Here is a 14,881-nt window from a genome sequence, read left to right on the forward strand (position 1 = left end):
AGAGCAAGTCAAAGAAGAGGAAAAGGGGCAGGGGGACAAGGAGGACAAGGGGGACAAGGAATTTTAGATTTTAGATTTTAGATTCAAAGCCAATCCAAAATCGCAAATCCAAAATCCAAAATTGAATTGCCCCATGCCCTAAAACATCAAGTTAAAAAAGAAGGCGGTAAAACCTAACATTAGTAATAAATGTGGCAGGTTTTGGAAGAGCGATCGCTTCGTAATGCGTAGCAGTGGATAGGGACTAAACACCATCACCGAAATTAGAGTAACACCTTGGAGAAATTGGGCTACATCTAAACTCCAACTGAGTTTAGGTAAGCCTGCGCCACTGTAACCCAAGGTTTTTGCTAAAACTGGCAGAATTTGCCCTGCTTCGGTGATAGCAGCCGGAATGTAATGAGCGAGATTGACTGCTAGAGTTAAAGGCAGGTAGGCATAAATCACGGTGAGATAGTCTGGTTGTTCTTGATCGAAAAAGCGCGCGATCGCATGAGTGGAATAAGTCAGAACGGCGGGTATGCTCAGAAGCACTAGCACAATCGGCAGGCTAATGAGTAAATGCTCGGAATCAAGGGAAATATCCCCAAATCCCAACCAGCCGAGAATTTTCTGCCCGTTATGCATGAATACGCCGCCCAACAGTAGCAATAAAAGGGCGACTTCTGCCCAAAATCCCTTGTGGTTATCGAGTAAATCTGAAGCTGGGAATCGCAAATTCAATTGTGCAGAGCGATTGGGACAGCCTTTAAGACAAGTCATACATAGCATACAGTCGCGGTTGTCTTGCAATTGCGCTGGATGTAAATAAAGCGGACAACCTCCCGTTTGCTGTCCTTCGCTTGGTAAGGCTTCGGCAAAGGTGATGGGGGTTGGTTGAGTGCCCTTATAACAGCCAAAGGTGCTGCACTGACTACCACACACCTGTTGCGCCGAACGCAATTCAATTACCGATAGTTTGGCAAATAAACCATTCATCCCACCGATGGGGCAAAGATACCGACACCATAATCGCCGTTCGTAGATGAGGCTGAAAATGACGGCTCCGGCTGCAATTGTCAACAGCAACCAAGCAGACAGGTAAGCATGGTGCGGTAAGTCCCAGAGTTTCTCCCAGAGGTAAATAGCCACAAAACCGGTGAAGACAATCCAACCGCCCCAACGGTTTAACCATTTGCTATTCCAAGTGAGTTGCTGACGGGGAAATAGCCACATAGAAATGCGCCTAATTACGGCTCCCGTAATCATAAATGGACAAACGGCACACCAGAGCCTACCCACAAAGGCAAAGAGAAATAGATAACCAGGCCACCACCAAGCCCAAAATAAATTCAGGGTAATACTGCTATCCCGATTTTGCGGGCCAATAAAACCGAGAATTACTACAGGAACAAAAATTGCCATCATCATTACCCAAATACTTCTGGGATACCAGCGACTCAACAAAATTTGTCGCAACCAGGGTACATGAGTTAACAGATCTAAGCGGAAGGCGTTCTTTGTTGATTCAACTGACCATAATGCTTGTTCTGGTATCACAGAATACCCTGATGGTGTCATCATCGTAGCTCGGTGTAAAATCTCCGCCAGTTCTGTCACGTTTCCGGGGTAGTCATAACTAATTAAGCGCCGGAGATCGGATTGATCTAGTTGTAACAAGGGGCGATTTTGTTCGCAGCAAAATTGCTTTAAAAAGTACCGAGCAAAATCGGAAATATCGGCTTTGCGTTGAGTTAAGGTAAACAGTTTGATGGTAAGCGCCTTAATATCCGGTAAATCCAGTTTGTTAGGTGATGCGAGGATGAGGCGCACGCTAGATGCAATTTTTGGTGCAGTTTGTTTAATCGGATTAATTTTGCCAACAATGCCTTGGTTTGGCAGAATTAATCCAGTTTTGATGTAATGAACTAAACGATCGCGATCGCCTGGACTCAACACATGTACATTATCTAGTAGCAGGGTTCCTCGCTCTAACAGTTCTAAAATCCCTCGTTGCTGTCCTACTCTACCAAACAACACATCCGTATCCAGCCGCCCATCTTCTGCACGCTGTAGCGCCCCACAGTCAATTTCTCCAAAGGTTTGGGAGGCTAAGCTAGAGCCAGCATGAATTAAACCTGCGACAAATGTTTTCCCCGTACCTGCTTGTCCTTGTAACACCACAGGCTGAAGATTAGCTGCGGCTTGATTGATTTGTTCTGTGAGTTTTTGTGCGCCTTTACTACTACCAATAATGCTTGTATTTGTTGGTAATGGCTGGATATAAGCCTGTAAAGCTTGAATCCGTTCTTGTTCCCAAGCAATCCGACTAGTATATTCATACAAATCTTGTGATAGCTGGGAATGAATCAAATGTTCAATTTCGGGGAATTCTGCAATCAGCTTTTGAAATGCAGCCTTTGGTAAAAATAATATTTGGCATTTTGTCAAAGCGATCGCATTAGTTTGATATGTGCCTTCTGCGCCATTAGCAATCAAAATATAGCCAAATAAATCGCCTGCATTTCGATAGCGAATTAAAAATTGACCAATTAGCGATCGCCGAAAAATCTCAACCTTTCCCGACTGCAAAAGATATAGCCCTATAGGGGTGTGTCCCTCTTGGTAGATTAAGGTTTCCGGTTCTACGTTAAAGCAATGAAACGATTGCGCGATCGCTGCTTGTGCCTCTGTGGGTAATTTCCCCCAAAGTTCATGCAGACTGAGCCAATTGAGGCAATCTTTCACATCATTAACTATATTTGTCATCAACGGCAATGGTTGTTCTAAAATTGCCGTCACAGGTTGATTTTGCCTGTTTTCTTGGACATCATATTCCAAATTCAGGCTTTGTACAAACGAGGAATGATTATATTTATTTAAGTACAATTTCGTAACTCCAAATATTAAATTAAATTTTTAATTTAATTTGCCAGTATTTATTTTTAGAAAAATTGAATCAGGTTTGACTAATTAATACATCAAGTATGTTCATTTTAAAACTCTGTTATAGACCAGGATGATTTAATTTGTCAAAATATACATATATTTGTAAATCCTGCTTTTTTGTTACCTTTTTTCATTTATTTGTCTGCAACAGAGATACGATCGCAATTTTATCTGCCGATAAAACTTAACTACCAAGATGCATAATAACAATTTACTAAAATATTAATCCACATATAGCGATCCTATTTTAGTTGTGAAGAATATCGGTTTTGGCTGTTGACTGTTGACTGTTAACAGTCAACAACCCTACATGTAATATTCCACAAATCATTTAGGATTGCTATAGAAAAACTTGTAAGGGCGAACGTATGTTTACCCTTACACCTGTTTTGATATCATCGATCAAGTGAAATACTATTAAATTCATCAAAAATACAAAAAACCCACTACCAAAGGCAGAGGGCTTAAATGGTATAGTGTGTAGTTACGGGAAAATCAAAGAATTAATTGATTATCTACTATGAAATGTATAAATTAGCAGTCATGGGTTTTTAGGGAAGGCTGCTGCATAGTTATCTCAAATAGGGGATTATCACATAGGTCTACAGTTAGGGCAGCTAGCCATAGAGCCGGGTTTGCGAGTTCAATCTCTATTTTCTATTTGAGATTTTAGCGATCATTTAATAGCAGACTATTATAGTATCGCAAAAGAGTGTGTAATTATGTTATTAGTTATATAAACTTTCTGTGTAGATTTCTATATTATTCTCTGGGCAAATTGTTTTTTAATTTGTAAATCATCTGCACCTGGTTAAAGTTTTGGCAGAAAATTATCGTCACAGCGAAAACAGGGAAACTAGAGAAACGGCTATAGATGCCAGACAATATTATTCAGAAAAATAAGGCTTTATGCAAATAATTTATGGGATTTAACCATAAAGCCTGAAAATTTCCAGCATCCTATAGCCGTATGTCATTGATTTGTAAATTATATGAAATTTGTATGTCTATTGTTGCAGATGTATATTAGACAACAAATTATACATATTATTCTAAACAATACTCAAAGCCATCAGACTTTCTGCCATTTCAAAGTTGGATGTGACGTTTTGAACATCATCCAAACTTTCTAGAGTATCAATTAATTTGAGAAGCGATCGCGCCTGATCAGCATCGGTAACTTCTACACTATTACTAGGAATCCAGCGCAATTCTGTATCAGTTACCTGAAAGCCTTGTTCATTGAGGGTTTTATTCAGGGTTTCTAAATCTTCAACAGCGCTATATACTTCCGCAATTTCTTCCTCAGTCATTTCGTAAGATTCAGCGCCACCTTCTAAAGATGCTTCTAAAAGCTGTTCTTCATCAACTACGCCCTCAACAGTACAAACACCTTTTTGTTCAAACATCCAGCTAACACAGCCCATTTCCCCCAAATTTCCGCCATTTTTGCTAAAAGCAGCTCGTAAATCAGCCGCAGTGCGATTGCGGTTATCTGTGAGGGCTTCAACTAAAATTGCGACACCACCAGGGCCGTAACCTTCATAACGAATCGCTTCTAGACTATTGTTATCGCCGCCAAATGTACCTGCACCTTTAGCGATCGCCCGTTCAATATTATCATTGGGAATGCCCGCCGCCTTAGCCTTATCAATTGCTGTACGTAATTGAAAATTTCCTGCTGGATCTGGAATTCCACTTCTAGCCGCGACAATAATCGCCCGTGACAGTTGGGTAAAAGTCTTCGCCCTTTTTGCATCTACCACAGCCTTTTGGCGCTTAATATTTGCCCACTTACTATGTCCCGCCATAACTTTAACTTCATCTCAACTCTATTTCCAGATTAAGATATAGTCCAAAGTCAATAGTCAATAGTCAAGAATCCAAACAACTGACAACTGTACGGGCGGGTTCACGGATATCTTCGCTGATCAACGATGATCTAAATAAACCCGCCCCTACTGACAACTGTACGGGCGGGTTTACAGATATCCTCAAATATCCATAACGATCTTTCATAAACCCGCCCCTACTGACAACTGACAACTGACTCTTCCCTAAGATAATTGCGCAATAGTTGCAGAAAGTGAGACATTTGAGGCGATCGCTTTTCTGGAATTGCTGATTCCTCAAGATCATGTACAACTTTTTTTCACCTCATCGCCATATCCAGCGTCTTAGCAGAAAGTTCTCTCGCTACCTGAAATACTGGCTGTTGATGCTGTTTGTGGCGGTATTAGTTGTTAGTGGCTGTCAAGCAATTCTCCGCCAGCAAGAAGCAAAGGTAATTAATGTCACCTTATGGCAAGGGGTGAATCCACCGCAAAATCGGGATATATTGCAAAAACTAGTAGATAAGTTTAATCAGACTCACCCGGATATTCATGTAGAGTCGCTGTATGTTGGGCAACAGGATCAGCAAATGCCAAAAATTTTGGCGGCTGTCGTTGGCAATGCACCGCCTGATTTACTATGGTATAACCCCACGATCGCCGGGCAACTAGTAGAACTAGATGCCATTATCCCGGTGGATGAAATGCTGAAAAATTCAGCAGTTAAAGCCGAAATTGACCCAACTTTATTTGCATCAATGGAATATCAGGGGAAAATTTGGTCAATCCCCTTTGCGACAAATAATGTCGGCGTTTTCTACCGTCCTAGTCTGTTTAAAGCTGCTGGGATTGAGAACTTACCCCGGACTTGGGAAGAGTTGCGCCAAGTAGCGCAGAAATTAACCCGCGATACTGATAAAGATGGCAAAATCGACCAATATGGTATGCTTCTCCCTTTAGGTAAAGGTGAATTTACCGTGTTTACTTGGTTACCCTTTATGTGGAGTAGCGGTGGTGAACTTGTCAGTGGTGATGCACAGCAAGCCGCAGCGGTGAATTTAAAAGATAATCAAGGTGCGATCGCAGCTTTACAATTTTGGCGCGATTTAATTGTAGATGGTTCGGCGATGTTATCTGAACCAGAACGGGGTTATGAAGTAAATAACTTGGTTAGCGGTAACGTCGCCATGCAAGTCACTGGCCCCTGGAGTTTGGGAGAATTCCAACAAAGTGGTGTAGATTTTGATGTCTTCCCCATTCCCATTAACAAAAATCCGTCTACTAGTATTGGTGGCGAAAATTTATTCTTATTTAAAACTACACCAGAACAGCAAAAAGCCGCCTTTAAATTTGCTGAATATGCTGTCAGTCAAGCATTTCAAACAGAATTAGCTTTAGGAACTGGTTATTTACCTGTAAATGTGCGATCGCGCCAAAGTAGCCAATATCAAAAATTTATTCAGAAATTTCCCCAACTCCAGGTATTTTTAGACCAAGCCAAATTTGGGCGATCGCGTCCTATTTTTCCAAATTATACGCGCATTTCTGATAACTTAGGCAGGGCGATTGAATCTGTATTATTAGGTAAAAATTCGCCCGCCCAAGCTCTTAATATTACTCAGCAACGCCTAGATTTGATTTTTCAGTAATTAAATGTACAGATAAATTTTCAGGGAGCCAAAACCCTTACCATTATCACTTAAATTCAAAATAAACAAACACTTTTAATTGCAGTATTTGTGATTAAATTATCATTTTAAAAATTAATTTCATAGTAATTATTAATATTAGAAATTTATTTCTAAATATACACCTTTTTGTGATAAAAGGTTGACAATTTCCGGCTGCAAAAAAATGTCATCTTTGAGGAGAAATTACTTATGCCCAATGATTATAGTAGTAAACAAACATTGACTAATAACGGGCTAAATATTAATACTATTTCCTCCGCAGATACTTTTACTTCTCAAGATGACTACGCTTTTAATATCAGTGGACGGAGTAGTTTTGACAATAATATCAATGCTTTAAACACGAATCATACTCAGGCTCAATCAGTAAATCCTGAAGAGACAATGAGTACTATGAGTTATAACTCTACCACTGGTTATGGGTTAGTCAATGCCGCAGCCGGAGTTTCTAGAGCTATTGGTCAAAATACCTTTACCGATGTTGCCGATTTAGGTGGTAATAGTTGGAATGTTGACATGGTAAAAGCTCCAGAAGTTTGGGCTAGGGGATATACAGGACAAGATGTTGTTGTGGCTGTGATTGATACGGGAGTTGACTATAATCATCTAGATTTAAGAAATAATATTTGGACTAATACTAGAGAAATTGCTGGTAATAATATAGATGATGATGGCAACGGCTATATTGATGATGCCCACGGTTGGAATTTTGTTGATAACAGCAATGACCCTATAGATAGAAACGGTCACGGTACCCATGTTTCGGGAACTATTGCCGGCGAAAATAATGGTACTGGTGTTACAGGTATTGCCTATAATTCCCGAATTATGCCCGTGAAAGTTCTGAATGATTCGGGATCTGGCTCGATTAGTTCGATTACTCAAGGCATTTACTATGCTGTCAATCAAGGCGCTAATGTCATTAATCTGAGTTTAGGTAGCGATTTTCCTAATAGTTCCTTAGCATCAGCCATTGAATATGCTAGCAGTAAAGGCGTAGTAGTGGTGATGGCAGCAGGTAATAATGGATTACCAATTATTTCTTATCCCGCCAGCTATGCAGATAGGTGGGGCTTGGCTGTTGGCGCAGTCGATCGCAATAATCAGCTGGCAAACTTTTCTAATTCACCAGGACTCAGTCAACTAGCCTACGTCACAGCACCAGGGGTTGGTATTTACTCATCACTACCAGGCAATCAATATGGTAATTATAATGGCACATCAATGGCTGCGCCTCATGTTGCTGGAGTTGTAGCTTTGATGCTCAGTGCTAATCGTAGCCTGACTGATGCCCAAGTACGTCAATTTATGACCCAAACCGCAGGTAATAGCGGCCCCAATCCAGACGTTGGCTTTGGTGCTGGTTGGTTAGCTGATGAATTTATCGCAGAGATGGCAACAAATAGGTATCAATTTTCTACTGCTAACTGGGATAGCAGTGCGATCGCTCAAGACCAAACTATAGATTTGACCTTGAATAATCCCACTCCAGCCTCAAGCCTTGACAGTTTCAGCAATGCTAACATCAGTTCCCAATACCGTTATTATGACAGCAATCTGACTACCAACAGTTACAACAGCCTGGAAGAAAATGACCAAGCAACTGATATAGAAGAAATGCTGTTAGGATTCCAACAACAAATGGATGAATTGCGCAAATTGTTTGGTAGATTACAATAACAATTTGCTGTAGATACTGTTGATTGTTGACTGTTGATTGTTGACTGTTGACTGCCAAAGCGGATGTTTTTATGAGGTATGCGCTTCGGGGCATGGCAGTGCCAGTGCCCCTACAATCAATGATAATTTGTACCTCACGAACTAGAAAATCTATCTCACAGAAAATGCTTCGCTAAATCGGCGCGTCACTGGCTCCATAATAAAGGTCAAAACTGACTTCTTACGAGTGACAATTTCGCCATTAGCCGCCATACCGGGAGTGAAGGGAACTTCTTGCCCACGCACGTTAATTGAGTGTTTATTTAACTTAATTCTCGTGGGAAATACTAAGCCTAAATCCTTATCAGTAATGGCATTGGGGCTTACCTGCAAGACTTCACCATTAATTACACCAAATTCCTGAAATGGGAAAGTTGCCATTTTTACTTTAGCTTTCATCCCCCGACGAATAAATCCAATATCGCGGTTGCGGACTTTCACTTCTAAGAGCATTTCTTCCCCTTCTGGCAAAATAGAAAGTAACTCTTCACCAGCTTGTACCGGGCCTTTAGTGGCTTTGATTTTGTAAATTGTGCCAGCAACCGGTGCTTTAATTGTTTCTTCGTCTTCTTGCTTTTTCGCTTGCTCTAATTGCCCAGCAACGTTAGTCAGTTCTTCTTTACGCTTGTTGATTTGGGTCAGAATTTCCGTTTGGCGTTCTGATGCTACACGTTGTGCTTGATTGCGTGCAGCTTGATAGGCTTCTTGGGCTTGGCGAATTTCTTGAACTTGAGCCGCAATATCTTTTTCTAAAGAAGTAATTCTGTCTTGAACTTCGATAATTTTATTTTGGGCGTTGGTAATTTCATCTTTGGCTCTAGTAATATCTGTATTCGCCCGATTTAATCTTTCTTGCGCTTCTAGGTAATCAACTCTCGGTACAGCACCAGGAGACATGAGAGTACGCAAACTTTGTTCTCTTTTTTGAGCAATTTCTAAATTGCTTTCCATTTTAGAACTAATACTTTGGGCGTTTGTGAGATTAGTTTTGGCGTTCACCAAAGCACTTTTAGCGTTGGCTAAATTTTCTTGTAATCGTGTCAGTCGTACTTTTGCTTGATCCGCGATCGCTTGTTGGCGATTGGCTTCGGCTTCGGCTGTCGCTTGGCGTGCTTGATAATCTGCTAGTCGGGAATTTAACAGATCGTCTTGGAGTTTAGTACCGGTACTTTTAACTCCCACCCGTTCCGCGTCTAAACGTTGCAAGTCTTCCTGAATCAACTTAGTAGCTTGAGCCAAGCGATTGACATCAGTTTGCTTCAAGTCGGGATCGCGTTGAATTAAGACTTGATTTTTCGTAACGCGATCGCCTTCTTTAACTTTGACTCTGACAATTGTGCCACCACCTAGGGATGTCACAGGCCTGACTTGGGTAGATGCGATTAATTCCCCTGAGGCGATCGCAACTTCATCAATTTCGGAAAAATTTGCCCATGCGATCGCCCCAAACACTATCAGGCTGATCGTTCCCGCTAACAATCTCGTGTATAGCGGTGGTAATTCCTGTACTGCTTTACCCAATTCATAAGATAGTTGTTCATCTGGTTTAGCAAACCGCTGTTTTGTCTGACGCGCTTGCGCAGCATTCGCCACTAGGGAATATTTCATACAATTTTTGTTATTTGTCCTTAGTTATTGGGCATTGGGCATGGGGCATTGGGCATTGGTGTCAACTTGACGCGAAACCCCCTTTGTAGAAAGGTTTTTCCCCTCACCCCCAACCCCTCTCCCACCGGGAGAGGGGAGCAAGAGATTTAATTCCCCTTCTCCTGGGGGAGAAGGGGTGAGGGGATGAGGGCGAGGGTTTTTGTACAACACGCGCCGTATATAGCTTTTAGCTTCAGTTGACACCTATGGGCATTGTATTTCTCCTCTGCTACCCCAGCCCTAGCCATTTACACTGCTAAATAACGCCGCACAAAATTTTCTAATGTCTCCAATTTAAAATCAAAAATCCTTTCTAAATTAGAGATTTCCTCTTTTGTGCAGAAAAATTCATTGGCGAGCAAAGTCCGGTAGGTTCCTAAAGCTTGTTGTGTTTGGGAATTAAATAAACCTAATGCACCCCGCAACCCATCAACCGCAAACAATGGCGGATTAATGACAATTGGTTCTTTGTTGAAGATACGACCAAAAATTTGGGGAATATCCCCACGCCAGAGAATTTCTGGCCCCCCTACTGCTAAAGTTTGGTTTTTTGCGCCTTCAACTGTCAAAGAATCCACCACTATCTTGGCCAAATCATCGGTACTGACAATTGAAGTCCGATTTTTGGGATCGCCAATCAGCAAATACCACCCTGTTTCGCGAAACCTTTCTGCTAATGTTAGCAAGTTAGATGCTAATCCAGCCGGACGTAAAATAGTGTAATTCACGCCACTAGCTTGGAGATATTTCTCTACCGCCCGTTTAGCCTTAAATACAGGCGCATCTTCATATCCGCGCTCGGCTCCTAATACAGAAATGAAAACAAAATGTTTGACTCCATTGGCTTTGGCTTGGTCAATCAGTTCAATATTGGCACGATAGTCTAAGGATAAGGCATCGCCACCCGATCCGTGAGTGCTAATAATATATTCCACACCCTGACAAGCTTGCTGAATATCTTTTTCTCGCTGTAAATCACCGATAAAGATTTCCGCGCCTCGGTGTTCCAATTCGCTGTACCGAGAACTGAGGCGCACAAATGCTCTGACTGGCTTCTCCTGTTGGCGTAAAAGTCGCACGACTCGGCGACCAATTCCCCCTGTTGCTCCAGTGACTAGAATCATAAAATTACCTAATATAAATACTTTCAGTCTTTAGCGTTCTCAAAAACCTAGATATCTGCTCAAACCAGCGATCGCCTATTATTCACGAGCATACTTGTATACTTAGTAATCATCTGAAGCTATCCTCTGACTAACCATACGAATTAAGCCACGCTTTATCTATCTTAATAGTTCACCTAAAATTTTTATTATGGGTGGCGATCGCTCTATTGCTTCTATGGTGAAGCAGGAGCTAAAAGACAGAAGGGAAGAGGGTTTGCAGCTTTCAATCTCCTATTTCCCCAAGGTTCACAACAAATTTATCAAATCTTCAGCATTGTTACTCAGGTGGATACTCCACAATATTATCAACAGACAAAACTGCATAAGCTCACTCCCCTGAGAGATATTAATCGGTAAGACAGCAAAGGATAGAAATATTCCCCTGCTATTGTTCACAGTCAACCGTCAACCGTCAACAACTTAAAGCGGAATTATTCATTTTTGAGAATTTCCTAATTTAAGTAAATACTTAACACTTTTTGGAATGTATTTTATTGGAGAATTACACATGAAAGGCTTAAAAGTTTTAGCATCAGGAATGATTTTATTCGGCTTAATGGTATGTGCCCCCAAAGCTAATGCAGAAAACTTAGTTAACAAATTATCAGTAGAACCAACAGCAAATTTCACTCAATTACCAGATAATAAATCTAACGCCAAAGCTTACATAGACCAAGGCTTTGCATTGCTAGATAAAGAGAATTATCGCGAAGCTATTAAAGCTTTTAGCCAAGGAATCAGCCTAGAACCTAATAACCCCTATGGTTTCTTAGGTAGAGGTCTTGCCTACTTTAATATTAAAGAATTTCAGTCAGCTAAATCAGATTTCGGACAATCTATAACTATCGATGCTAATATTCCTTACGCTTATTTATTCCGTGGTATGTCTAATTTTGCTTTAGGTAGTAAAGAACCAGCAATTTCTGATTTAGAAACAGCAGCTAATCTCTTTGAAAAAGAAGGTAAAACAGAAATGGCGCAAAAATCGCGTGATGCTATTCAGCGGATACGCAATTCCTAAGAGGATGGTTTAAAAGTCCTGTTGTTGGTAGCAAAACGTTTTAGATCCCCCTAAATTCCCCTTTTTAAGGGAGGTTAGGGGGGATCGAAAGTTTATGGTACTAAGAGAGATAACCTCAAAGACTTACGCTGTATACATCTAAGCGTAAGTTGACAAGTATGGTCGAAGTGCTGCCCTCTGCCTTTCTTACTCTAAAATAATTGACACTGCCCGTGATTCCTTAACAGATGATCGCACAATACTAAAGCTACCATCGCTTCTACCATTGGCACTGCACGCGGTAATACGCAAGGATCATGTCTACCTTTAGCGGCTAATAAGGTTTCTTCACCTTCACGAGTGACGGTTTTTTGTTCCTTTCTAATTGTCGCGGTTGGCTTGAAAGCAACTCGCAAAATAATATTTTCGCCGTTGGAAATCCCCCCTTGAATCCCGCCGGAACGATTGGTAACGGTGCGAATTTCACCTTGTTCATCAATATAAAATTCGTCGTTATGTTCAATTCCGGTTAATAGGGTTCCTGCAAAACCTGAACCAATTTCAAAACCTTTGCTAGCTGGAAGCGACATGACAGCCTTAGCAATATCAGCTTCTAATTTATCAAAAACTGGTTCGCCTAAACCTTTGGGGACATTGCGGGCTACACATTCGACTACGCCACCAATAGAATCACCTTGTCTCCCAGTTTGCTCAATTAATTCGATCATCCGCTCTGCTGATTCTCCATCGGGACAGCGAACAATATTGCTTTCTACTTGTTCTAAAGTAACAGTGTTGGGATCGATAACACCTTCTAAATCTTTGATGCGCTTAACGTAACCAATGATTTCCACATTGGCGATTTGACGGAGAATTTTTTTAGCGATCGCACCTGCGGCTACCCTGCCAATTGTCTCACGGGCTGAAGACCTACCGCCACCTTGCCAATTGCGAATTCCATATTTAGCATCATAAGTCGCGTCAGCATGAGATGGGCGGTACTTTTGTGCCATCTCGTCATAATCTTGAGGACGAGTATCTTTGTTGCGGACTAAAATAGCGATGGGCGTACCTAAAGTTTTGCCTTCAAACACCCCAGATAATATCTCGCAGCTATCAGCTTCTTTACGCGGCGTTGTAATCTTACTTTGTCCCGGACGCCTTCTATCTAGTTCTACTTGAATTTCCTCAGCAGAAATTTCTAGCCGCGGTGGACAACCATCAATCACAACTCCCACACCACCGCCGTGGGACTCACCAAAAGTAGTAATGCGAAATAAATGACCAAAAGTGTTGCCCATGATGTTGCGGAAATAGACCAGAGCTTATGTATTTTACCTGGTCAAGTGTCACCTCGTGCGGAATTCAAAATTCAAACCTTCCGCCTGTGGAAGGATGGAAGTATGCAAAATTTCCCATCAAGACAGCATCAGCGTTTCCTTGGTTAGTCAAGGCAAATCTTCCGGTGGTAACCACACAACTGCTGTGGTAACGACACTGAATCTGGTGGTAACCACACAACTGCTGTGGTAGCGACACCGAATCTGGTGGTAACCACACAACTGCTGTGGTAACGACAATGAATCTGGTGGTAACCACCGCTGTTTGTGAAATAGCGATCGCGCTGCTATTTTTACAATACTTAATACTTTAGTTAATAAATGCAAGTTTTTATTTATACATCTACCTTCATCACTCCTTAACTTTTCTAACTAAAATAAACAATTCTTAATAAAACTTAGCGATTACTATATAAATTTCCAAAAACATAAATAGTTTTTAATTTTTCCATAATATTTATCACTGAAGAATAAAAAATTTTAGAGTTTTCTCAACTAAGAATACAATTAAGAAAAATGGAAATTAATCGTGATTTTGCAGCGACTTAATGCCAAAAATGTTATTATTTTCATCATTGAATATTTCAATTTCATTTAGTTTGTAGTAAAAGCCTGAGTAAGTTACTATAGAAATCCGAAACCATTCACCCATCTCCTAATTTTAGTCCTGTGCAAATTCATTCCTACTCAGAATTTGACCCCAGTCCCCGAAGGAACTATGAGCAGGGGTTACGCAGGGTGCTTGACAGACTAGTCATCACCATGCAAAGGGATGCATTAATTCGACAAACCATTAACCAACTTAGAGAATCACTTCAAGTCGATCGCGTAGTTTTATATTACTTTTATGGTTCTTGGCAAGGACAAGTAACCTGTGAATCTATATCTGATAGTGAATATTCAATCTTTGGTTCTACAGGGCCAGATAATTGTTTTAATCAAGAATATGCAAATTTATATTTAGCAGGAAGAATCCGAGCCATATCCGATATTGAATTAGAATCAATACATGATTGTCATCGCGAATTTCTCCGCAGCTTGCAAGTTCGTGCCAGCTTAGTAGTACCAGTTTTAGTAGCTAGGGGATTATGGGGATTATTAATTGCTCATCACTGTCAAGCACCCCGCTGTTGGTCGCCATTAGATATTGAAAAAATGCAGCAAGCCGCGAAAAGTATGGCAACAGCCTCATGTATCCTAGAGAGTTAATTTAGTTTGGTATATAGTCTCTCACTTCATTTTTATTTCTCAAGCTAATTAAAACTTACGCAAAAACAACACCCAAATTCTGAATACCAATTTTATATGAGGCTGCACATTAAAGCTGCAAGCCTGTAAGCCACTGGCTCTCATGACATAGACGCATAGCGCATCTTCATCTTGAATTGGTATCAAGGAACTCCAGAAAATAAATTATCCCAAATTGTAGGGGCATGGCAATGCCATGCCCTCTAGAATATATTGATGTGTCGCAAACATTATTTGAATTGGTATTAGTCTGTTTTTATCGGCGTAGTTTTTGCTTTATGGCAACAACAAACGGATACAATCGGGGTTG

Annotated in this window: 11 protein-coding genes; 4 read left to right on the forward strand and 7 right to left on the reverse strand. The window is 40.9% G+C overall.

Annotated features, from left to right (window positions below):
• Window positions 1-138: 138 nt before the first annotated feature.
• Window positions 139-2,868 carry a cyclic nucleotide-binding domain-containing protein gene (locus H6G41_RS16555; protein WP_199316196.1) on the reverse strand — a complete coding sequence of 910 codons (2,730 nt, stop codon included), beginning with the start codon at window positions 2,866-2,868 and terminating at the stop codon, window positions 139-141.
• A 1,112-nt stretch (window positions 2,869-3,980) separates the two neighbouring features.
• Window positions 3,981-4,739: a YebC/PmpR family DNA-binding transcriptional regulator gene (locus H6G41_RS16560; RefSeq protein WP_190747284.1), complete on the reverse strand. Its 759-nt coding sequence runs from the start codon at window positions 4,737-4,739 to the stop codon at window positions 3,981-3,983.
• A gap of 326 nt (window positions 4,740-5,065) precedes the next feature.
• On the opposite strand from H6G41_RS16560, the gene H6G41_RS16565 reads away from it, so the two are divergent.
• Window positions 5,066-6,409, forward strand: coding sequence for an ABC transporter substrate-binding protein (locus H6G41_RS16565; RefSeq protein ID WP_190747285.1), 1,344 nt, complete (start codon window positions 5,066-5,068; stop codon window positions 6,407-6,409).
• 231 nt (window positions 6,410-6,640) lie between these two features.
• Complete coding sequence (locus H6G41_RS16570; protein WP_190747286.1) at window positions 6,641-8,131, forward strand: S8 family peptidase; 1,491 nt, start codon at window positions 6,641-6,643, stop codon at window positions 8,129-8,131.
• Window positions 8,132-8,281: 150 nt separating this feature from the next.
• On the opposite strand, the gene H6G41_RS16575 is transcribed toward H6G41_RS16570, so the two are convergent.
• The 3 genes from H6G41_RS16575 to H6G41_RS16585 all read right to left on the reverse strand — a co-directional run bounded on the left by H6G41_RS16575 (window position 8,282) and on the right by H6G41_RS16585 (window position 10,941).
• A complete protein-coding gene (locus H6G41_RS16575; protein ID WP_190747287.1) occupies window positions 8,282-9,778 on the reverse strand; it encodes an HlyD family efflux transporter periplasmic adaptor subunit in 1,497 nt (498 codons plus the stop codon).
• Window positions 9,779-9,802: 24 nt separating this feature from the next.
• On the reverse strand, window positions 9,803-9,988 hold the full coding sequence (locus H6G41_RS16580) for a hypothetical protein (protein ID WP_190747288.1): 186 nt from the start codon (window positions 9,986-9,988) through the stop codon (window positions 9,803-9,805).
• A 77-nt stretch (window positions 9,989-10,065) separates the two neighbouring features.
• The gene (locus tag H6G41_RS16585; RefSeq protein WP_190747289.1) at window positions 10,066-10,941 is read right to left on the reverse strand and encodes an SDR family oxidoreductase; all 876 of its coding nucleotides are present in this window, start codon (window positions 10,939-10,941) and stop codon (window positions 10,066-10,068) included.
• Between the two features lie 550 nt (window positions 10,942-11,491).
• Between H6G41_RS16585 and H6G41_RS16590 the strand changes: the two genes are divergently transcribed.
• Complete coding sequence (locus tag H6G41_RS16590; RefSeq protein WP_242037951.1) at window positions 11,492-12,004, forward strand: tetratricopeptide repeat protein; 513 nt, start codon at window positions 11,492-11,494, stop codon at window positions 12,002-12,004.
• A 191-nt stretch (window positions 12,005-12,195) separates the two neighbouring features.
• Here H6G41_RS16590 and aroC read toward each other — a convergent pair whose 3' ends face one another.
• Both aroC and H6G41_RS16600 read right to left on the reverse strand, forming a co-directional pair.
• Complete coding sequence (aroC, locus tag H6G41_RS16595) at window positions 12,196-13,284, reverse strand: chorismate synthase (RefSeq protein ID WP_190747291.1); 1,089 nt, start codon at window positions 13,282-13,284, stop codon at window positions 12,196-12,198.
• Between the two features lie 64 nt (window positions 13,285-13,348).
• Window positions 13,349-13,582 carry a hypothetical protein gene (locus H6G41_RS16600; protein WP_190747292.1) on the reverse strand — a complete coding sequence of 78 codons (234 nt, stop codon included), beginning with the start codon at window positions 13,580-13,582 and terminating at the stop codon, window positions 13,349-13,351.
• A 410-nt stretch (window positions 13,583-13,992) separates the two neighbouring features.
• On the opposite strand from H6G41_RS16600, the gene H6G41_RS16605 reads away from it, so the two are divergent.
• The gene (locus H6G41_RS16605; RefSeq protein WP_190747293.1) at window positions 13,993-14,532 is read left to right on the forward strand and encodes a GAF domain-containing protein; all 540 of its coding nucleotides are present in this window, start codon (window positions 13,993-13,995) and stop codon (window positions 14,530-14,532) included.
• Window positions 14,533-14,881 lie beyond the last annotated feature (349 nt).

Origin of the sequence: Tolypothrix sp. FACHB-123, assembly GCF_014697075.1 — a bacterium.
Lineage (GTDB): Bacteria > Cyanobacteriota > Cyanobacteriia > Cyanobacteriales > Nostocaceae > Aulosira.

Coding starts and splice junctions, on each gene's coding strand:
- aroC (WP_190747291.1), bottom strand. CDS start 13,284: ATGGGCAACACTTTTGGTCATTTATTTCGCATTACTACTTTTGGTGAG.
- H6G41_RS16560 (WP_190747284.1), bottom strand. CDS start 4,739: ATGGCGGGACATAGTAAGTGGGCAAATATTAAGCGCCAAAAGGCTGTG.
- H6G41_RS16585 (WP_190747289.1), bottom strand. CDS start 10,941: ATGATTCTAGTCACTGGAGCAACAGGGGGAATTGGTCGCCGAGTCGTG.
- H6G41_RS16575 (WP_190747287.1), bottom strand. CDS start 9,778: ATGAAATATTCCCTAGTGGCGAATGCTGCGCAAGCGCGTCAGACAAAA.
- H6G41_RS16570 (WP_190747286.1), top strand. CDS start 6,641: ATGCCCAATGATTATAGTAGTAAACAAACATTGACTAATAACGGGCTA.
- H6G41_RS16590 (WP_242037951.1), top strand. CDS start 11,492: ATGAAAGGCTTAAAAGTTTTAGCATCAGGAATGATTTTATTCGGCTTA.
- H6G41_RS16565 (WP_190747285.1), top strand. CDS start 5,066: ATGTACAACTTTTTTTCACCTCATCGCCATATCCAGCGTCTTAGCAGA.